This window comes from Maritimibacter sp. UBA3975 (assembly GCF_002384975.1).
Lineage (GTDB): Bacteria > Pseudomonadota > Alphaproteobacteria > Rhodobacterales > Rhodobacteraceae > Maritimibacter.
Genome location: NZ_DGCP01000017.1, coordinates 606,939 through 627,504, shown reverse-complemented (window position 1 = coordinate 627,504; position 20,566 = coordinate 606,939). Strand labels below are relative to the sequence as shown.

Sequence of the window (20,566 nt, the reverse complement as noted above, 5' to 3'; positions counted from 1 at the left end):
GCCGTTGACCGCGTGCGGAAAACCGGGCAGCCAGCGCCGCCATTTTCGTGGCGTCAGCGCAGAGGTTTCGTCAGGAGTTCAGGATCTCGTTGCGGCGGGCGCGTTCGATAGCGGCGTAGTGGTCGTAGAGATCGAGTTGCGCGGCGTTGAACCCATTGCCCCGGATGTCCAGCGCCGCCAGCGCCTCGGCGATCCGGCCCCGGATGGCGGGCACCTCGCCCGCATGGACGCAATAGGTGGTAAGATACCACGCCACGAAGCGGGCCCGGAAGGCGGGCCCCACGGCGTCCAGCCCGTCGAGCGCGTGGGCGAGTTCGCCGGGCGTCGTCGCCTCCCATGTCGCGATGCGGAAATCCGACCGGCCATAGGCGACCACGGGCTTGCCATGCACCAGCGCCTCGAACAGAACGCCGGAGTTGCAGCCGACCACCGCTTCGGCCCCCGCGATCAGCGGATGGATCGAGCCGGTGGAGAGATGCAGGTTGCCGTAGTCGCGCGACAACTCCTTCAGCCCCGCTTCGATACGGCGCGCGGTGCAGAGCGGATGACGCTTGGCCACGACCGACCAGCCCCGCGCCCTGGCCTTGGCCGCGGTTATGGCGAGCGCATCGATCTGGTCTATATGCGCAAAGCCCGCGACCGGGTCCTCGATCGTCTGGAGGGGCACGAACAGATAGGGGCCTCCGGGCAGGTCCGCCTCTGGCTTCGGCTGGGCATATTTCGACGCGTTCCGGCGCACCAAGGTCTGGCGCAACTCTGCCACGAAATGCTCGGCGGTCTTCAGCGGGACACGCTCGATCTCGTGGCGAAAACGCTCCGGCTCGTTCGCGAGCTTCGAGAAGCCCGAGTATCCCATCGGATCGGCGGTGTAATAGGGCGGAACGTAGCTTTCCTTGAACCGAAGCAAATTGCCATCGTCACCATGCGAGTGAAAGCTGATGACAAGCTGGCCGTGGGCATGCAGCCGTTCGGCCCCGTCGGCGGCATAGGGCAGGCGGATCGGGCGCACCGTCACGGACAGTTCCGCCAGCGCGACGAGGAGCGAGGCGTAAAGCCGTTGATGCCGGTCGCGGTCCAGCGGGTTGTCGAACCACTCCGACGGCACTTCGAGGATGACATCGGCGTCGCTCATCGCCTCACCGCATCTCGCCGCGCGGGAACAGGAGGCGGCCGAGGAGCTGGCCAATCTTCGACGGGCTGCGGCGCACGAACAGGATCGGGTCGCGCTTGAGGTCGGCGACCATCGCGTGGTTCCCGGTCACCCGCAGGCCCCAGGACAGAACCGGCACCCAAACCTTGAAGGCACCCAAGGCGTCGGCATTCGGATACATGAGCCCGACCTGAAGCGGGCGATGATGCGACCAGTGGCGGCGCACATATTCCGCGGGCTCACGCAGAAATTCCGGCGACTGGTCGGGCATGGCCTTGGAAACATAGAGCCGGTCCACGATCGGGGCGAGGAGCCAGAGGCGCCACCCGAAGTGCCCGTAGTTCACGATCCTCGGCTGGCCCGCCCGCACGTTCACCGGCTTCGAGACGCCCGCGTAGATCGGCCTGTCGTCCGTCAGCCCGTTGGTGTCGAGGAAGGCGCGTTCGACGAGCGCAAGCTCCTCGGGGTGGAGCGACACTTCTTCCTCGGGGCCCTGTGCGGGCGTGGCGGGAAAGAGCGTTCCGTCCTCACGTCCGAAGTAGCGCTTAGCGATTTCCGCGTTGCTCTCTGCCGTCTCTGCCACGATCCGCTCCGACAGGTCCGGGGTCAGATACCACGGTTTCGTCATCGGCAGGCCGCGTTCCTCGCGCCAAGCCTGAAGTCCCGTCGTCACCGTCTCGATAAAGGTGAAATAGGCGTCGCGGTTCTTGAACTCGCGCGTGTTGTACATGCGTATGAGCTCCACATGCGCCGTCGAGAGCCGCGCGGAATTGGCCTGCAGCCCGTCGGGCTCCGGCAACTCGCGCAACATGGGCAAGTTGGTCACATGCGCGAAATCGGTGAGCAGATCGCCACCCTCGAAACCCTCCTTGCCAAACAGCCGCGCAGTCACGTTGTCCGGCCCGATGGCCTCCGCCCAGGCATCGAGCGGATTGCGGTAGTCGAGCCGCTCGCGCGTCACTTCGTCGGCGAGCCATGCCTCGAACGACACGTCCACCCGGCCCACGGCCCCGCCCGCGACGAACTCGGCATATTGTGCGTTGGCCCATTCGTCCTGACGGCGCAGGTAACAGACCATCTCCACCGGGTAGTCCGAGAAATAATGCGCGATCTTCACCGCGTTGCGTTGCAGGAAGAATGCCTCGCTCGACAGGACGATGGTGTGGATCTTGCCCCCGGCCAGCGCCACCCCCCGCTCGATATGTGCCTTCAACCCGGCGGCGTTCTGCATGGCGGCGGGCGTGAACTCGGAATGCCCCGCCTGCTTGTGCGGGCGCACCGTCTGCCAAAACAGGCCGACCTCGGGATACCAGACACCTTCGCGCAGAAGCGCCGGGCGGTTCGTTTCCATCAGGTGCTGGATATAGGTCGAGCCGGTCTTGGTCGCGCCGATATGGACAATGATGCGTGGCTTCTGCCCGGGCGCGGCAAACCCTTTCTTGGCGGTCCGCACGAGGTCGTTGCGGGCATAGGCATTGACCGCGTCCACCAGCCCGGCCTCGCGTTCGGTCGCGGGCGGGGTGAGGTAAAGCGCCATAAGCTCGTCCTGCGGGATCGGGGCGAGGTCCACGGCCCGGTCCACGAGGTCACGCCGATCCGCGCGCACCGCTTCGATGATGAGCTGGTAGGCACCCGCGCGCTGATGGCGCAGGCTCTGACCCGCCCGCGTCCCGTCGAAATCCGCGCCGCGCAGATGGCAGTTGTCGAAAGCGCTGCGCACACTGTCCCACAGCGTCCGGAACACCTCGCCGTCGCGTTCGCGTGCCAGCGAATAGGTCGCGCCGAGGAAGATGAGGTGGACGAACTGCGACAGCACGATGTTGAAATGCGGCCGAAGCGGGCTGTCACGTTCGGCCGCGCCCGCCTGCTTGAACTGTTCGAAGACGAGCGAGAAGTTCTGGAGGAACCGTTCGTTGTCGCGCTCGGTCCGCTTACGTTTCATGGTGGAGCCGTGGCGCACGCGGTAGCGCGTCGCCTCTTCCGCGAGGAGCGACACCGTGTCAGCGGCCAGAAGCGCCTGAATGACGAAGGGCCGCTCTTCCATCTGTGTCAGCTCAAAGCGCAGCCCGATGCGCTCGACGAAGTCGCGCCGGTAAAGCCAGAGCCAGAAATGCCAGCTCTCCATCAGCAGAGGCATGTCGCGCACCGCCAAGCGCTCCAGCGTATCGGGGAAATACTGCTCGGCCACGTCGGGCGAGAGGGTATGCCCCTCGACCCCCTCGGTCTCCACATGCCGCCAGATCTTGCGCCCGCGTACCATGTCCGACCCGGTCCGCTCGGCCATCTCCACGGCCTTGGCGAGGAAGGCCGGGTTCGGCATGTAGTCGTCCGCGTCTATGAACCAAACGTAGTCGCCGCGCGCCACGCCGAGCGCCTTGTTGCGCGCAAAGCCCTGGCCCACGTTCTTGTCGAGCATCATGGGCCGGATGCGCGCGTCCTCTTTAGCCAGCCGGTCGATGATCGCCTGCGAGCCGTCGGGGGAGACGTCGTTCACCGGGATGATCTCGATCTCGCGCAGGGTCTGGCGCTGGACCGACCGGATGCATTCCTCAATGTAATTCTCGACCCCGTGCACCGGAATGATGATCGACACCTTGGGCTCCGCCGGCGCCTCGGCCACCGCTTCGGGCAGGGAATAGGGGCGGTGCGCCTCGATGAAGTCGAGCGCATCCTCGACCCGCGAGGGCACTGCGCAGCCGGGGACGTGGTAGATCGTGTACCAGATGTAGAAGGCGTGAAAGATGTCCTCGAGCGTGCGGGTCCGGTGGCGGTGGGGGATCGCCTGCCGGTCGTCCGTCAGGCCCCAGCCCGCGTAGAACGGCACGCCGAATGTCACCACCTTCTTGCCGGCGAACAGCGCCTCCAGCCCCATCTGGCTCGTGCCGACATAGACCGTGTCGACCATGTCGAAGACCGTGTAGGGGTTCACCGGATCGGTGAGGATCACGACGCGTTCGGTGCTCTCCAGATGGGTGTAATAGCCCATCCGCTTGCTCTTCTCCCAACTCGAATCCGGGTGTGTCTTGACGATGATCTGCGCATCCGGGTTCTCGCGGATCGCGGTGAACAGCATCTCCTCGAACGCCGCTTCGTCGACCTTGCCGTAGACGGTCGAGGCATCGGCAAAGGCCTGATCGCAGACCAGAACGCGGCGGGCGTAGCCGCCGGGCAGGGTCGGTGCCTCCATCGGCTGCGCGTTGTATTTTGAGATGCGGCGCGCCACCATCCGGTCGATCAGTCCGCGCGCGCGAGTTTGCTCTTCCTGGGTGAACTCCAGCTCGCTGTTGAGCCGCTGGATCAGACGGTTGGGATAGTCGGCCATGAAATAGTAGGCCATGTCATCATAGACATAGCCCAGGCAGGCCATCTCGGGATCGCCCTCGCGAAACGCATGCGCCCAGCTGTGCGAGGTGGCGACGAAGGCAGGTTCGAAAAACAGCAGGTCGGCCCCGACCGGCACCTTGTTCAGGAAGCGCACGCCTCCGGTATGCGTGAACTCCGGATCGCGAAAGATCGTGCCGGTCAGAAGGAAATGCTCGGCGTCATCGACCCCCTCGTCATCGACCGCCTTGATGTGCGGAAAGAGCGTTTTCAGGTTCGCGCCGAACTTGGTGTCGATATTGGCGCGGACGTAGCCGCAGCCGACTGGGCGTTCGCGCAGGGCGAGCACGTAGTCGCGGATGTCTCGCTCCGGGTCGTGGTCGATCTGCCGCGTGTCGAGCAACTCGCAGAAACGCTGGAAGGCAGACTGGTTCTCCGACATCGCTCAGAATTTTCCTGCGGTTGGGGCCGTGATCTGTAGCGGGCCGTGCATGGATTCCCAAAGCCGGACCGCCCGCACCTCGGCTTCGGTCGGGGGGCGGCGGTGAACCGGCTCGGCGGCTGCTTCGAGAAAGAGCTCCTCCCAACCGTCATGCACGACGGTGTTCGCATAGCGTTCAAGAAACAACTCGCGCGCCCGCGCGCCCATCCGCTGCCTGAGGGCATCGTCGGACATGAGCTTGCGCATGTCTTCGCCCAGCGACCCCATGTCCTGACCGCCGGACGAGAGGAACCCGTTTTCACCGGGGATGATCTGTTCGTTCACGCCATTGCAGACGGCATAGCCGATGCCCGGCACGCCATGCGCGTTCGCCTCGCACAGCGTCAGCCCGAACCCCTCGAAGAGCGCCGGGGTCACAAAAACATCCGCCTTGCGATATTCGGGGTAGGGGTCGCTGAGTTCGCCCACGAACACCACCTGCCGCGCGATGCCCAGCTTGCGCGCGAGTTTCTTGAGCGGCCCTTTGGACTTGCCGTCGCCCACGATGCGCAGGTTCCAGTCGGGAAACTGCCGGGCCAGCGGCGCAAAGGCCTCCAGCAGCCGGTCCACGTTCTTGCGCGGGACGAGGCGCGAGACGGTGACGACGTTGCGGGTCTTTTTAGTGGCAGCAAGATCCGCCAGCGCCTCGGGTTCGCGGATCGTGTTTGGCACGACGCGCACGCGGTCGCGGATATCGGGTTGGAACGTCTCGCGGAAGGCGTCGACGAGGATGTGGATGCGCGTGGCTCCGGAAAAGGTGATCTGACGCTCGTCCTCGGGAAACACGCCCAGCCAGTTGGGGAAGCGCGGGTCGATGTGCTCGGACAGCACGATGGGCAGGCCGGTCTTGTATGCGCAGCGAAGGTAGCGCGTGAAGGCGCGGTTCATGTGCAGACCCACGAGAAGGTCGAGGTTGCGAGCGGCAACTTCCAGCGCCATCTGGTCGTCCGCCGGCGCATCATCTTTCTCGCTCAGATGAACGACCTCGATCCCGTCTTCGAGGGGCCAGAGTGAAGGGCCCTTCTTGTCATCGAAAGTGAAAATCACGACATGGTGCCCGCGCACGCGCATCGCGTTGGCCATCATGTGGCCGACGTTCTCGGTGCCGCCGCGCCCCTTGGTGATCCAGGGGACGAAGAAACCGATCCGCAGTCGCCCCGTGTCTTGCGTTCCGGTTGTCGCCATCGAGCCCTTCCCCTAGGTCGCCGCAGCGCGGCGTCTCAGTCGTCTACCGAAACAGCTCACGCGTCAACGCGTCATAGCGCACGAGGGACGTGAGAACACCCGCAAGTTCGTCCACCGGGATCATGTTCGGCCCGTCGGACGGCGCGTTGTCCGGGTCTTCGTGGGTTTCGAGGAACACCGCCGAGACACCGACCGCACAGGCCGCCCGCGCAAGGATCGGCGCGAATTCGCGCTGCCCGCCCGATGTGGTGCCCTGTCCGCCCGGCTGCTGCACGGAGTGCGTGGCATCGAATACGACCGGGTATCCGGTCTGCGCCATGATCGGCAGGCCCCGGAAATCCGTGACCAGCGTGTTGTAGCCGAAAGACGTGCCCCGGTCGCACAGCATGACCTTGTCGTTGCCGGTCGAGGCAATCTTGTCGGCCACGTTGCCCATGTCCCACGGCGCAAGAAACTGACCCTTCTTGACGTTAACCGCGCGCCCCGTCTCGCCGGCGGCGAGCAGGAGGTCGGTCTGGCGGCACAAAAATGCGGGGATCTGGAGCACATCGACCGCTTCGCCCACGGGGCCGCACTGATGCGCGTCATGCACGTCGGTCAGGACCGGCACGCCGAACTCGTCACGGATCTTGGACAGGATCGACAAACCCTCGTCCATGCCAAGACCCCGCGTGGTCGAAATCGACGACCGGTTGGCCTTGTCGTAGCTCGACTTGAAGATGAATTTCGCACCCGCCGTCTCGCAGGCCGCCGCGATCTTTTCAGCCATCATCCGCGCATGGTCGAGGCTTTCGAGCTGGCAGGGGCCGAGGATGAACGCGACGGGGTTCTCACCGCCCACGCTCAGGTCGAGGATATCGACGGTCTTGGTCATTGGGCGATGGCCTCCAGTGCCTGTTCGATGCGGGCTGTGTCGTGCGGGTTGTTGAGCTCCCAGAACACCCGGCCGCGCCCGTCCACTTCGACGCAGCGCACCGGCGCGCCGTTGGCGAGAAAACGCAGCTGCTCCAACCCTTCAAGCCGTTCCAGTTCGCATTCCCCCCACGCCGCATAAGACAGCAGAGTGTCGCGACGATACGCATAGACACCGACATGGTGGAAAACGGGGATCGGGTCCATGTCCGCGACCTTTTGCGGGTCGAGCCACGGGATCACTTCCTTCGAGAAATAGAGCGCGTTGCCATGCACGTCCTGTACGGCGGTGGTGCCGCCGACCATGCCGTTCTTGCGGTCCTCGACGAAATTGCCATAAGTCTCGCGGTCGCAGCGGATGATCGGCGTGGCCATGACCGCATCCGGGTCGCGCTTCATCTCGTCAATGAGCGCCTCGACGAACCACGGCGGCGTCAGCGGCGCGTCGCCCTGCAGGTTCACGATCAGGTCGGCATCCAGTTTGGCCCGCGTGACCGCATCGGCGCAGCGCGCGGTCCCGTTCTCGGCCTCGCGGGACGTCATGATGACCTCGGCCCCGAACCGCTTGGCGGCATCCTCAATCCGCGCATCGTCCGTGGCGACATAGACCGCATCCACGCCGGGCACCGAACAGGCCGCCTCCCAGCTCATCTGGATCAGCGACTTGTGGCTTCCGTCAGGCTGGCGCAGCGTGACCAGCGGTTTGCCGGGATAGCGGGTCGAGGCATAGCGGGCGGGGATCAGGATGACGGTTTTCATTGGACACCGAGACGCAGGAGGTCGTGAAGGTGGACGATGCCGATCGGCTCGCCCGCCTCGTTCGTCACGAACAGCGCCGAGACCGAGTGTTCCTCGATCCGCGAGAGAGCCTGGCTCACCGGGACCTCCGTGCTGGTGGTGATCGGTGTTTTCGTCATGATCGCCTGCGCGGTATGATCGAACAGCCCGTCGATGTTCCGGCGCACGTCCCCGTCGGTGATGATCCCAACGAGCTTGCCACCTTCCACGACGCCTGCTGTGCCGAAGCCCTTTTCGGAGATCGTCAGAACGGCTTCCTTCATCGGCGTCTCGGGCGCAAGAAGCGGCATCCGGTCGCCGTCGTGCATCACCTGACCCACGCGCATCAGTTGCACGCCCAGTTTTCCGCCGGGGTGGAAGACACCGAAGTCCGTCGGGCTGAACCCACGCTTCTGCATGAGACTTGCGGCCAGCGCATCGCCAAGCGCGAGCGTCATGGTCGTCGAGGTCATCGGCGCCAGCCGGATCGGGCAGGCCTCAGGCACCTTGGGCAGCAGGAGCCGGAAGGTGGAGGCCATCATCAGGGTCGAGCCGGGGACCGAGGAAATGCCGATCACGGGGATCGAAAAACGCTGGCAGTATTCCAGCATCACGAGCAATTCGTTCGTTTCGCCGGAGTTCGAGATGAGGATAACGGTGTCGGCCTCCTCGATCATCCCGAGGTCGCCGTGGGCGGCCTCAGTCGGATGGATGAAGAACGCGGGAGAGCCGGTGGAAGACAGCGTCGCGGCCATCTTTCGCGCAATATGGCCGGACTTGCCCACGCCACCCACCACCACCTTGCCGGTCCGCTCGAGGATCATCGAAACGGCGGCTTCGAAGTCGGAGGGCAGGTTTTCGGAAAGCGAGGTGAGCGCCGCAGCCTCGGACAAAAGCACGTCGCGGGCGGTGTCGATCACGGTCGTCGGCATCTGTTCCAAAATCATTCTCAGCGCCACCCCGACGGAGGCGCTTGGGCGCGCAAACAAGTGTCACAATACCCCCGGCGCGTCAACTTGGCCGGGCACGGGCGGGCATCAGGACTGAGGAGTTCCGGCGAGGGCGTCACGCAGGACCGCCGCGAGTTCCGCGGGTGGGCAGGGTTTCTGTAGGATCGGGGCCACCACCGGGCCCATCTGAGCCTCGGAAATCTCTGTGTAGCCAGACATGTAAATGACCGGCAGGTCCGGCGAAATCGCGCGTAGCGCGACCGCCAGTTCAAATCCGCTCATGCCCGGCATCACCACATCGGTCAGAAGCAGGTCGCAGGACTCGCCGCTCGAAACGTGGTCGAGCGCCTCGGACCCGGAGCATGCCGTCAGGACACTGTAGCCAAGCCCTGCCAGCACATCGCGGGTGAGGGCGAGCAGGTCGGGCTGATCGTCGACGAGGAGAATCCGCTGTCCCGTGCCGGTGGGTAGGATCGGTGGGGGCGGTTCGGCCGCGGACTGCTGATCAGGGCGACCACGGGGCAGGAACATCCGGATCGTCGTGCCACGTCCGACGTCGGAGTAAATCTTGAGAAGTCCCCCCGCATGCTCGACGAAGCCGTAGACCATCGACAGGCCAAGCCCCGTGCCTTCACCCTGTGGCTTGGTTGTGAAGAAAGGATCGGTTGCACGCCTGCGCACTTCGGGCGTCATACCGGGGCCATTGTCGCTGACCGAAATTTCGACGAATTCTGTGATGACGTCCTGATCTGCGTCAGGCCTGTTTTCGCCAAGTTGGCGGCGTGTCATACCGTCGATTACGCGCGCCCTAATCTCGATCCGATTTCCCTGACCGCTGTCACGGATCGCGTCACGTCCGTTGAGTGTGAGGTTCAGGAGCGCATTCTCGAGCTGCGCCTCATCGCACAGGACGTGGAGCCCTTCTGCCGGTGGCGTGATCGAGACCTCGATCGAAGCGTCCACCACAGGCCGGGCGAGAGCCGACAGATTTTCGAGTGCCCGGGCCACCGGGACAGGCTGTACAAGTGTGGGTTGGCGCCGGGCGAATGTGAGAAGCCGCTGTGTCAGCTCGGCGCCGCGCCGGACCGCATTGCGGGCCGTATCGAGAAACCGGTTGTCGGCGCCGGGCGTCTCGTCCCGGGCCAGTTCCACGGCATACTCGATCGTGCCGAGCAGGTTGTTGAAGTCATGCGCGATTCCGCCCGTGAGTTGCCCCAGCGCATCGAGCCGGGCGGCGCGTTCGAATTGCTGGCGCCCACGCTCGATCTCGGTCACGTCGTCCAGCGTCACGACGGTCTGCACGTCGTCCGTGGTACGGGGTGCGACACGGGCGCTGGTGACACGCAGGTATCGCGCTTCTTCACCGTCGCCCATGATTGCGACCTCGCCGCGTAATGCCTCACCGGCGACCGCGCGCCAGAGGGGATGAGCATCGCGGGAATAGACTGTCAGGTCTTCGGTCCGCCTCAGCGGGACGCGATCCGGCCAGTCGCTGTCGGCGCCGAACGCATCTGTACCAAGCAGGTCACGCGCGCCCGGGTTCGCGACCCGGATCGAACCGTCCGGCCCAAGCCCGAGGATACCGTTGCGCGCTGTCAGCAGGATCGCATTGAGCCGTTCGTCGAGCGAGGCGATGCGCATCGCGTCCCGCAGTTTGGTGCGCTGGGCCGACAGAATGAGCCCCGCCACGAGTGCTATGCCGATGACGAACGCAGCGATCAGGCCCGAGGCCAGAGCCGTGATCCGCAATCGGTTCGCCTCCAACTCGTTGTTCAGAGCTGTGTTCAGCGTTTGGTGAAGGGCCGCGAGATCGGCTATGGCGTCATCGTCCGGCAACCGAACGGCCGCGTCTATCTGGCCAATCGTCGCGCCGGCGGCGTACAGACGGTCCACGTCGTCGAGTTTCGACGCATAGGCGTCGAGCGTCGCGAGCAGATCGGCCGTGTCCAGCGGGATGTCTTGCCGTGCGGCCATGGCTTCGAGGTCGGAGATGTAACCGCGGGCCTCGTCGTAGTTCGCGCGTGCTGCGACGCCATAACGCTCTTCGTCGGTGCGCAGCACATGGTTCTTGAAGTTGTGAATGAACCCGCCGTAACCGATGGACCGTTCGAGTGCTGCGATGGTGGCAGGGACCTCTTCGGTGACCAGTTCGAACTCCGCTTCGGACTGGCGGACGGTAGAATAGAGCGCGCTTGCGGCGACCAACACCAGCACGCCCCCAACCGCTGCGAGTGCGGCGAACCAGAACGACCGCCCGGATAAGGGGGTCGCGCTGTCCGCCCGTGCGCGAGTCACGCCGGGTCCCCCCCTGTGTCGGGCGCAAGCAGCCGCTCGACTTCGGCGTTCAGGGTGTCGGGCGGAAACGGCTTGGACAGCGTGACGTCCGCGCCCATGTGCCGGGCGAGATCGAGCATGTGTTCCTGCCCGCTGAAACCGGTCGCCCCCGAGATCGCGATGATCGGCAGGTCGGTGGGCGCGCGCAACCGGGAGTCGGGACCAGGACGCCGGATGCGATTGATAAGCAGGATTCCCCCGTCCGCCACCGGCTGACCGAGGTCGCGGACATAGATGTCGGTAATAAGAAGGTCGACGTCCTGCGTTTCGAGGATGTCGATAGCCGCCGAACCGCGCGCGACCACCACCACACGATGATCCTGCCTGCGCAGGCTGTGCTCCAGCAAGAACCCGAAATCGGGGTCATCATCCATGATGAGGATATGCGCCATGCGCCTCCGCACCTTTCATCGCGAGCTTGAGTGGGCGTGGTTCGCGACACGCCCCATTCGCGTTTTGCACGGACCACCCGATGCCCTGCAACAAAAAAAGGCGCCGCAGAGCCCGCGACGCCTCGACAGTTAAGGGTTTGTTTTCGCTTACTTCGTGTGCCCGCCCAGCGTTTCCGCGAACCAGTCGGCGATGAGCGAACGGCCGAACGACATGTTGTCCGCGCCGACATGTTCGACACCGCCTTCGTATGCGGTGAAGATTTTCAGCTCCCGCTTGGGCGAATTGGTCAGCTGGTCATAGGCCTGCCGGGCGTATTCCAGTCCGATCTGGCGGTCCTTTTCGCCGTGGGTGACGAGGAAGGGAACCTTGATCTTCTCCATCTGGCCATTGAGGTTCATCCCCTTGGCCTTCTCCATGAAATCGTCCTGATCCTTGGCGTCGAATACCCACCAGACATGATGCCAGTAATGCGGTACCGGGTTCTCGCCCTCACGCCGCATGCGTTTTTCCTGCACTTCCGCCCAGTTGTGGTTCGCGCCCCAGACGGCGCCAGACGCATAGCGCGGCTCGTTCGCGACGATGCGCGGGACATAGTACCCGCCAAGCGAGATGCCAGAGCAGCCAACGCGCGCCGCGTCCACGTCGGGGCGGGCTGCGGCATATTCGTAAACCGGCGTCCCCCAGCGTTCGCTGTCATATGTCGCGTGCAGTCCCTGAAGCCGGATCGACTCGCCCGTGCCGGGCTGGTCGACACACAGGGTCGAGATGCCACGGCGGGCCAGTTCTTGCGGAAGCCAGGTCCAGTAGAGCAGTTCCTTGTTGGAATCGAGCCCGTTCAGGAAGACGACGCAGGGCGCCTCGCCATCGACCCCCTCGGCGCGGGTGAAATAGGCAGGCAGCACCTTGTCTCCATAGGGTATTTCCACCCGCTCGCAGTTCTCTTTGCGGTAAGACACGTACTTGTCGAAGCATTCCAGAGCTTTGGCAAAAGTCTCGGCCCGGCCCGGATGACCGTGGCCCTGCATCCGCTCGGCAGTGAGCAGGTAAAGGCAGGCGCGCCGAAGCTTGTCGCCCGCGGAAAACAGCCGGTCTTTGGCCTCGTCATCGGACGCCTGCGTGATCAGGTCTTCGGCCTTCTTCAGCCATTCCTTGAGAAATTCGGCCGTGCCCGCATCCTCACCGGCTTCGGCCTTTTCCAGAAGCGGTTTGGACATGTCGATGATCTCACCCATCTCGCCGCCGGACTGTATCGCGATCGACAGGGACAGGTTCCAGACATAGTTCGGAAAATACTCGAAAAGTGCCATGCACGTTCCTCCTCAGATTTCGTGCGGACGCTACGGCTGCTTCCTTGCAATGTGAAATTGAAAGGGGAATGGGCAGGTATCGAGCACATCAATAGACCGGATGAGAAGAAACAATTTCTCCAATACTCGCCGCGTCCTTAGGTTCCCGGCGAAAACAACAGGAGAGTGTCCGTGCGGGCCGACCGTTCGAAACCAAGTGTAGGATCTGATCGCAGCGTTGCCGTGTCCATGCCCGTTGAGGGGGACGCCCGTCCTGCCGTCCGCGTAGGCAGGCCCTTGTGCCGGCTCGACGACCTGCCGGTTGGTCAGTCGCGCGGGTTCGACCCACTGGGTGAAGGGCGCGACACGATGTTTATCGTGCGACAGGGCGACAGGCTTTACGGATACCGCAACCGCTGCCCTCATTACGACAACGTCCGTATGGCGTGGAAGAAGGACGAGTTCCTTAATTCCGACCGTAGCCGCATTGTCTGCGGTGCCCACGGCGCGCTTTTCGAGATCGACACCGGGCGCTGCACCCTCGGCCCCTGTCTTGGTGACAGCCTGACTCCCGTCGCGCTTGATCTACGCGAGGGCGAAGTCTTCCTCTCCCACCCTTACGCCCCTGGGCTGCGCCCACGTCCGGGCCGCCAAAAGACCTGAAGGAGCTTTTCATGCCGCGTCGTATCGTCGACCTCTCCGTTACCCTGAAGGCCGGGATCGCCTCGGACCCGCCGCCGCTTTTGCCCAAGATCACTTATCGTGACCACGCTTTCGGAGCCGCCGAGTTCGCGCCGATGGCCGGGTTGGAGGCCTCGGACATGTTGGAAGGGGCGGGTCCCGCGTCGGAGGAATGCCTCGTCACCACCCATGTCGGCACCCATATGGACGCGCCGTGGCATTATCACCCGACCATGAACAACGGCGAACGGTCGATCACGATCGACGAGGTGCCGCTGGAATGGTGCATGGGACCGGGCGTGAAGCTCGATTTCCGCGACATGCCGGACGGCCACGTTGTGACGGCGGCAGAAGTCGAAGCGGAACTCGCGCGCATCGGACACGAGCTTCAGCCGGGCGACATCGTGCTCGTCAACACCGCCGCCGGGGCGCGCTACGGTGAGGACGATTACCTCACCCGCGGGATCGGCATGGGACGCGAAGCGACGCTGTATCTGACCGAACGGGGCATGAAGGTCTGCGGGATCGACGCCTGGGGCTGGGATGCGCCGATGTCCTACCAGAAGCAGGCCATCGCCGAGACCGGGAACAAGTCGCTTCTGTGGGAGGGTCACAAGGCCGGCGCCGAGACCGTCTATTGCCACATGGAGAAGCTTCACAATCTCGAAGAGCTTCCTGCGACCGGCTACACGGTGGCGGCCTTTCCGGTGAAGGTAGAGCGCGGTTCGGCGGGCTGGACCCGCTGCGTGGCGATCTTCGACGACTGAAGGGCTTGAACTGCTGATGCACGCCGGCGATCGCTCGCGACGCTGGGAAGTCCGATCAGCGTCCTGCGGCTGGTCGAAAAACTGGTGAACGGCGCTGCGCGCCTGCCCCGGACTCGAGAGTAGATCCATACTTCGGCCCGGCAGAATTGCATCGACGGCGTGAATATGTCGCATCAAGTCAAACAGTTTTACCAATATGCGTGCCGGGGGTAGTGTCTCGGTGAGGAGAAATGGGAGGCATTCATGGGCGACAACCTGTCCAAACATGTGAAATCCGCGCTGATCGTCGGTGGCGGAATCGGTGGCCCGGCAGCGGCGATACGGCTGGCGGAGCGTGGTGTCGCGGTGGACCTCGTGGATATCGAGGAGAACTGGGGCGTGGCCGGGACCGGCGTGACGCTTTCCTCGCTGACCTGCCGCGCGCTGTGCGACCTTGGCTTTGCGGATGAGCTGATGGAAAAGGGCAAGCTTCATGACGGGCTGACGATGTGCGACCCCGTCGGCAACGTGGTGGCCGAACATGATACGCCGCGGCTCTACTCTCCCGACGTGCCCGGCGAAGGTGGCGTGATGCGCCCCGTGCTTCATGACATGATGGCGCGCCGCATGGAGGAGTTGGGCGTGAAGGTTCGCACCGGCACCACAGTTACGGCGCTCGATCAGGACGACCTCGCCGTCACGGCGACTTTCACGGATGGCTCCACAGGCACCTATGACCTCGTCATCGGCGCGGACGGCATGTTCTCCAAGGTGCGCGAGATGGTCATGCCCGACGCGCCTGCGCCGGTCTACACGGGGCAGGTCTGCTGGCGCGCGCAGATGCCGTTGCCGCCGCACTGGACCCGGGCAAAGATGTTCATGGGACCAGTCAAGGTGGGGTTCACGCCATATGCCCACGACCGGATGTACATGTTCCTGCTGGAAAACGTGACAGACAAGCCATTCTATGAACCCGACGAGTTGTTGCCGAAGCTCAAGGCCCTGCTTGCGCCCTTCGGCGGCGAACTTGCCGAGATCCGGGACGCAATGAACGAAGACACGCCGATCCTCGCACGTCCGCTTGAGGCGATCCTGCTGGACCGCCCGTGGAACGTGGGGCGGGTGCTTTTGATTGGCGACGCGGCCCACGCGACTACCCCGCATCTGGCTTCCGGCGCCGGAATGGCGGTCGAAGATGCGATCGTGCTGGTCGATGAACTGGACAAGGCCGAGACCTTCGAGGGTGCGATGGAGTCCTTCATGGCCCGCCGCCTGCCGCGCGGAAAACTGGTGGTCGGCAACTCCCTCAAGCTCGGGGAACTGGAGCAGGCGGGGGCAGGCATGGACCAGATTGGTCCGCTCATGGGTCAGTCGCTCGCGGCAATCGCGCAGCCATACTGACGCGCGGGACGCAGAAAAACGGGCGGCTGCGTTGCGGCCGCTCCGTGTCAGGGTTCTAGGCCGGCGAACACAAGCGCGACCAGACGCGCGATCCGATCCTGCCGCTGAGCCCGGTCTCCATAGCTAAGACCGCGGCCCAGAGTGTCGAGCAGCAACTCCAGGTCCTGGCGCGTCACATCCGGTCGCAACTCACGCGTCGCAATCGCGACCAGCCGGAACTTGTCGAGCGTTGAAATGACGCGTTCGCGCAGCTCCGTCAGGTCATCCTCGACATCGGCTACGGCGAGTGCCTGACCCAGCGCCGCGTGGTTCGCGATGTCTTCGGCCAGCGCATCGAATAGCCGCCGAAAGCCGTTCGGCGTTTCCGGCGTGTCGGCGGCCAGTTGTTCGAAACGGACAACATTCTCGTCGAACACCGCCAAGGCGAGCGCTGATCTGTTCGGAAAATTGCGATAAAGCGTGGCGCGACCTACCTGTGCTTCCATAGCAATCCGGTCGAGAGCGATGTCGAAGCCGTCGCGGGCAAAGACCTCAGCCGCAGCTCTCAGGATCGCGTCGCGATTGCGCTGCCCGTCCGCTCTCATCCGTTTCCGCTCCATCGGAAGTCTGTAGCCCGACCTGTCGCGGCCCGGCAAGCGGTGTGACCCCGAAAACGTCCGGCAAAAGGCTGTGTGCGGGTGGCGCCCGGCAGTGCCGTGGAGCATGCCGGGCGTCCGGTCAGGCCTGGACGACCTGTTGGTCGATCGCGCCGAAAACCGACTGTCCGTCGGCGTCGAAAACCTCCATCTTCACCCGGTCGCCGAAGCGCATGAATCCGGTCTTGGCCTCGCCCTCGTCGATCATCTCGATCCCGCGCCGCTCCGCGATGCAGGAAGAGCCGACGTCGCGGTAGGTTTCATTCGAGACGGTGCCGGAGCCGATGACGGTGCCGGCAACAAGGTCGCGGGAGTAAGCGGCATGGGCCACCAGTTCATCGAAACCCACCGACATGGCGTAGCCATTGGCGGACCCGAACTTTTCGCCGTTCCACCAGACGTTCAGCGCCAGATCGACGCGCGCATCGCGCCATGCCGCGCCCAACTCGTCTGGGGTGACGGCGACCGGGGCCACCGCACACGGCGGCTTTGCGAGGACCCAGCCGAAGCCTGCTTTCATCTCAATCGGCGCGATCCGGCGCAGGGACCAGTCGTTGATCTGCACGATCAGGCGGATGTGCGTGCGAGCCGCCTCGGCGGAAGTGCCCAGCGGCACCTTGTCGGTGATGATCCCGAACTCGCCCTCGAAGTCGATGAAGTCGTCTTCGGTCGCGAATTTCACGTCCTCGGTCGGTCCGTAGAATTTCGACGACACGCCTTGGTACATATAGGGAAACGGCGGCTTGCTCTGATCTTCCATCCCGAAGACCTTGCTCATCAGGTCGCCGTGACTGTCATAGGCCGACCCGTCGAGCCATTGCCAGGCGCGCGGCAGGGGAGCCAGCGCTGCGGCGGGGTTGAAACCGCCTCCAAGGCCGTTGTTCACGGCTTCGTATTCCATCTCGAGCTGGATCTCGACCTCGTCCCAGCGCTCCATGAGCTCCTGCATTGTATGCGCGCCCTTGGCGGGTTCGATGCGGGTCATGTCACGGCTGACGATAAAGAGCCGTCCGTCCTTCGTGCCGTCCGGCAACGTCGTGAATTTCATGCTGTCCTCCTTTTGAGTGTTCTTATCTGGTGTCAGGCAAAAGCTGCGTCGACGAGCGCCGGGGCATCGGCATCGCGCTTGAAGCCGAGCCGGTCGGCGGTCTCCGTCTCCAGCCGGGGAAACTGGCCAAAAAGCGCGACGGTCGCGGGGTCGGGGTCAAAGGTGACGCGCGACGGGCTGTCGGGAAAGCGGGCGTGGAGCGCCGCGACCAGCTCACCGAAGGTGAGCGACAGGGCGGGAAGGGTGAAGGCACGTTCCGCCCCGATCTCAGGCAACTTGGCAGCGTGGATGAAGTTGGCCGCCACGGTGTCGACCGAGGTAAGCCAGCTCCGGCTGTCCTGAGCTACCGGGAGAGTGATGTCCTCGCCGCGGCGGACGCTCCAGAACAAGCGCGACATGAAAGCCGACTTGAGTCCCGCATCCGCCCCGTCGCGCGCCATCACACCGGAGGGGCGCAACGATACCCCGTCGAGCCACCCTTTCGCGGTGAAGTTGGATAGCGCCACTTCCATCATCAATTTCTGCGCGCCGTAGACCATCGTGGGGGCAAAGGGCGTCGCATCCGTCACCGGGTCCGGGAGAGGCATGGCATAGACCGCGATGGTGGATGCGAAGACCATGCGCGTTAGCGGCGCGGTATCCCGCAGGTATTCGAACAGGTCGAGTGTCGCGTCGACGTTCACCGCGCGGGCAAGGCCATAATCGGCTTCTGCTGCGCCGCCCAGTATGGCGGCCAGCATGATTACCGCGTCGGCCCCGTCGAGCGCCGCGCCGCGTAGGTCAGGGTCGGAGAAATCACCATTGAACATTTGCGCATGCGCCCCTTCGGGTGCCGTCAGGCCAGCCCGGTCGACGAGCGACAATGCCGTGACATCCGGATCCGCCGCGAGTTGCGCCGCCACGCGTTGCCCGACGAATCCGCCTGCGCCGATGACGGTGACTTTCATGGATCGGAACTCCGTGGCATGGTTGGTTGATCGACCAAACACTAGGGTCAATGCCTTGAAGGAACAAGAAAAGGCAGACGTTTCGGATATCCGTTTTTTTGTCGCAAGGTATTGATGAAAACCATGAGACTTTCCTCGGATTATCGGTTTGAACGAAGCCCGAGACGGCAGCGAAGGGAGCAAACGTCCGATGGCCAGATATCTCAAGGAAGGCGTTGACCCGGGTGTCGTGAAGGCGGCGGATGACAAGGTGCGGGGGATCGTCGAGGCGACGCTTGCCGACATCGAAGCGCGGGGGAACGCGGCGATCCGTGACCTCAGTGTGAAGTTCGATGGGTGGGACCGTGACGACTACCGGCTGACGTCGGACGAGATCAACGCCTGCATGGACGAGATGAGCGCCCAGGATCTTCATGACATCGAGTTCGCTCAGGACCAGGTGCGCGGCTTCGCGCAGATCCAGAAAGACGCGCTTCTGGACGTCGAAGTCGAGACGATGCCGGGCGTGATCCTGGGTCACAAGAACGTGCCGATCCAGAACGCAGGTTGCTATGTTCCCGGCGGCAAGTATCCCATGCTCGCCTCCGCTCACATGTCGGTGCTGACGGCCAAGGTCGCGGGCGTGCCACGGGTCATCACCTGCGCGCCGCCTTACAAGGGCCGGCCCGCCGCTGCCATCGTCGCGGCACAGCACATGGCCGGGGCGGACGAGATCTATGCGCTTGGCGGCATACAGGCGGTCGGCGCGATGGCGCTGGGGACAGAGACCATCGACCCGGTGGATATTCTCGTGGGACCGGGAAACGCCTTCGTCGCCGAAGCCAAACGCCAGCTCTATGGGCGCGTCGGGATCGACCTCTTCGCCGGTCCGACCGAGACGCTCGTGATCGCGGACGAGACGGTGGATGCCGAGCTTTGCGCCACCGACCTTCTGGGCCAGGCCGAGCACGGGCCGGACAGCCCTGCGATCCTGCTCACCACGTCCGAAAAGCTCGCGCGCGAGACGATGGCAGAGGTCGCGCGGCTGCTCGAAATCCTGCCCACCGCCGGGCACGCGGGCAAGGCGTGGGAGACCTACGGCCAGGTGATCGTCGTCGAGGATCATGACGAGATGCTGGCCGTCGCCAACGACATCGCCTCGGAGCATGTGCAGGTGATGACGGATCGTGACGATTGGTACCTCGACCACATGGTCAACTACGGCGCACTCTTTCTCGGCCCGCGCACCAACGTGGCCTATGGCGACAAGGCGATCGGGACGAACCATACGCTCCCCACGAAGAAGGCCGGGCGCTACACCGGTGGCCTCTGGGTCGGCAAGTTCCTCAAGACCCACACCTACCAGAAGGTGCTGACGGACGAGGCCTCGGCGCTGGTCGGGCGCTATTGCTCGCGCCTGTGCATGTTGGAGGGGTTCCAGGGACACGCCGAACAGGCCAACGTACGGGTGCGCCGCTACGGCGGGCAGAACGTCGCCTACGCCGAAGGTGCAGCCCCTGTCGTCGGCGCAGACAAGGCAGCAGAATGATGGACCTGCCACGGACACCAAGTCTGAGGCTCGACGGGAAACGGGCACTCGTCACGGGCGCCGGGCGGGGCATCGGACTTGCGGCCGCTGCGGCACTCGCCGAGGCGGGGGCATCAGTGACGCTCGCGGCTCGCTCGTCGGGCGAAATCGAGGCCGCTGCCGAGGCCGTTGTCGCGGCCGGCGGTCAGGCCGACGCGATCACTCTGGACGTTTCCGATATCGCAGGCACCACGCGCGAAATCGCACGATCCGGGCCCTTCGACGTGCTGGTCAACAACGCGGGCACCAATCGGCCCAAGCCGGTCTGGGAGGTCAGCGAGGGCGACTACGATGCCGTGCTCGACCTCAATCTGAAGGCCGCGTATTTCGTGGCCAAGGCGGTGGCCGAGGGCCTCATCGCCGCGGGGCGCGCCGGCTCGCTGATTCATATGTCGAGCCAGATGGGGCAGGTCTCCGGACCGGGTCGCTCGCTTTACTCAGCCTCGAAATTCGCCATCGAGGGAATGAACAAGGGTCTGGCGATCGATCTTGCGCCACATGGCATCCGCTCGAACACCATCGCGCCGACCTTCATCGAAACTCCGCTCACCCGGCCCTTCTTGGACGATCCCGGGTTTCTCGAAACCGTGCTGTCCAAGATCAAGCTCGGACGGCTCGGACAAGTGACGGACCTCATGGGCGCGGTGACATTCCTGGCCTCGGACGCGTCGGGGCTGATGACCGGCTCGACGCTTACAGTGGACGGTGGCTGGACCGCCGAGTGACGCGGGGTCTGGCCCTGATCGCAGCTG

General features: G+C 64.3%; 17 protein-coding genes. 5 read left to right on the top strand and 12 right to left on the bottom strand.

The window, feature by feature from the left end; all coding sequences use genetic code 11:
• Positions 1-70: 70 nt before the first annotated feature.
• From B2585_RS19670 to B2585_RS19630, 9 genes are all read right to left on the bottom strand, one after another.
• On the bottom strand, positions 71-1,132 hold the full coding sequence (locus B2585_RS19670) for a hypothetical protein (RefSeq protein ID WP_292025637.1): 1,062 nt from the start codon (positions 1,130-1,132) through the stop codon (positions 71-73).
• Between the two features lie 4 nt (positions 1,133-1,136).
• Positions 1,137-4,913 (bottom strand): glycosyltransferase, encoded by a 3,777-nt coding sequence (locus B2585_RS19665; protein WP_292025636.1) that lies wholly within the window; start codon positions 4,911-4,913, stop codon positions 1,137-1,139.
• A gap of 3 nt (positions 4,914-4,916) precedes the next feature.
• Positions 4,917-6,137, bottom strand: coding sequence for a glycosyltransferase (locus B2585_RS19660; RefSeq protein WP_292025635.1), 1,221 nt, complete (start codon positions 6,135-6,137; stop codon positions 4,917-4,919).
• 43 nt (positions 6,138-6,180) lie between these two features.
• Positions 6,181-7,011 carry a 3-deoxy-8-phosphooctulonate synthase gene (gene kdsA, locus B2585_RS19655; protein ID WP_292025634.1) on the bottom strand — a complete coding sequence of 277 codons (831 nt, stop codon included), beginning with the start codon at positions 7,009-7,011 and terminating at the stop codon, positions 6,181-6,183.
• Positions 7,008-7,808 (bottom strand): 3-deoxy-manno-octulosonate cytidylyltransferase, encoded by an 801-nt coding sequence (locus B2585_RS19650; protein ID WP_292025633.1) that lies wholly within the window; start codon positions 7,806-7,808, stop codon positions 7,008-7,010. Before B2585_RS19650 ends, kdsA begins: the two co-directional genes overlap by 4 nt.
• Complete coding sequence (locus B2585_RS19645; RefSeq protein WP_292025632.1) at positions 7,805-8,758, bottom strand: KpsF/GutQ family sugar-phosphate isomerase; 954 nt, start codon at positions 8,756-8,758, stop codon at positions 7,805-7,807. Before B2585_RS19645 ends, B2585_RS19650 begins: the two co-directional genes overlap by 4 nt.
• A 105-nt stretch (positions 8,759-8,863) precedes the next feature.
• The gene (locus B2585_RS19640) at positions 8,864-11,071 is read right to left on the bottom strand and encodes a hybrid sensor histidine kinase/response regulator (protein ID WP_292025631.1); all 2,208 of its coding nucleotides are present in this window, start codon (positions 11,069-11,071) and stop codon (positions 8,864-8,866) included.
• Complete coding sequence (locus B2585_RS19635; RefSeq protein ID WP_292025630.1) at positions 11,068-11,502, bottom strand: response regulator; 435 nt, start codon at positions 11,500-11,502, stop codon at positions 11,068-11,070. The genes B2585_RS19640 and B2585_RS19635 overlap by 4 nt, the downstream gene beginning before the upstream one ends.
• A 147-nt stretch (positions 11,503-11,649) precedes the next feature.
• Positions 11,650-12,810: an alpha/beta hydrolase family protein gene (locus B2585_RS19630; RefSeq protein ID WP_292025629.1), complete on the bottom strand. Its 1,161-nt coding sequence runs from the start codon at positions 12,808-12,810 to the stop codon at positions 11,650-11,652.
• Between the two features lie 228 nt (positions 12,811-13,038).
• Here B2585_RS19630 and B2585_RS19625 point away from each other — a divergent pair, with 228 nt between their 5' ends.
• From B2585_RS19625 to B2585_RS19615, 3 genes are all read left to right on the top strand, one after another.
• Positions 13,039-13,452 carry a Rieske (2Fe-2S) protein gene (locus B2585_RS19625; RefSeq protein WP_292025671.1) on the top strand — a complete coding sequence of 138 codons (414 nt, stop codon included), beginning with the start codon at positions 13,039-13,041 and terminating at the stop codon, positions 13,450-13,452.
• A gap of 11 nt (positions 13,453-13,463) precedes the next feature.
• Entirely contained in the window at positions 13,464-14,237 is a 774-nt protein-coding gene (locus tag B2585_RS19620; protein ID WP_292025628.1) for a cyclase family protein, read from the top strand.
• Positions 14,238-14,480: 243 nt separating this feature from the next.
• Positions 14,481-15,617 (top strand): FAD-dependent monooxygenase, encoded by a 1,137-nt coding sequence (locus tag B2585_RS19615; RefSeq protein ID WP_292025627.1) that lies wholly within the window; start codon positions 14,481-14,483, stop codon positions 15,615-15,617.
• Between the two features lie 47 nt (positions 15,618-15,664).
• Here the strand turns inward: B2585_RS19615 and B2585_RS19610 are convergent, their stop codons facing one another.
• The 3 genes from B2585_RS19610 to B2585_RS19600 all read right to left on the bottom strand — a co-directional run bounded on the left by B2585_RS19610 (position 15,665) and on the right by B2585_RS19600 (position 18,247).
• Complete coding sequence (locus B2585_RS19610) at positions 15,665-16,216, bottom strand: TetR/AcrR family transcriptional regulator (protein ID WP_292025626.1); 552 nt, start codon at positions 16,214-16,216, stop codon at positions 15,665-15,667.
• 118 nt (positions 16,217-16,334) lie between these two features.
• Positions 16,335-17,300, bottom strand: coding sequence for a fumarylacetoacetate hydrolase family protein (locus tag B2585_RS19605; RefSeq protein WP_292025625.1), 966 nt, complete (start codon positions 17,298-17,300; stop codon positions 16,335-16,337).
• A gap of 32 nt (positions 17,301-17,332) precedes the next feature.
• A complete protein-coding gene (locus B2585_RS19600; protein WP_292025624.1) occupies positions 17,333-18,247 on the bottom strand; it encodes an NAD-dependent epimerase/dehydratase family protein in 915 nt (304 codons plus the stop codon).
• A gap of 190 nt (positions 18,248-18,437) precedes the next feature.
• Between B2585_RS19600 and hisD the strand changes: the two genes are divergently transcribed.
• Both hisD and B2585_RS19590 read left to right on the top strand, forming a co-directional pair.
• The gene (gene hisD, locus B2585_RS19595; RefSeq protein WP_292025623.1) at positions 18,438-19,775 is read left to right on the top strand and encodes a histidinol dehydrogenase; all 1,338 of its coding nucleotides are present in this window, start codon (positions 18,438-18,440) and stop codon (positions 19,773-19,775) included.
• Positions 19,775-20,539 (top strand): SDR family NAD(P)-dependent oxidoreductase, encoded by a 765-nt coding sequence (locus B2585_RS19590; protein WP_292025670.1) that lies wholly within the window; start codon positions 19,775-19,777, stop codon positions 20,537-20,539. Before hisD ends, B2585_RS19590 begins: the two co-directional genes overlap by 1 nt.
• Positions 20,540-20,566 lie beyond the last annotated feature (27 nt).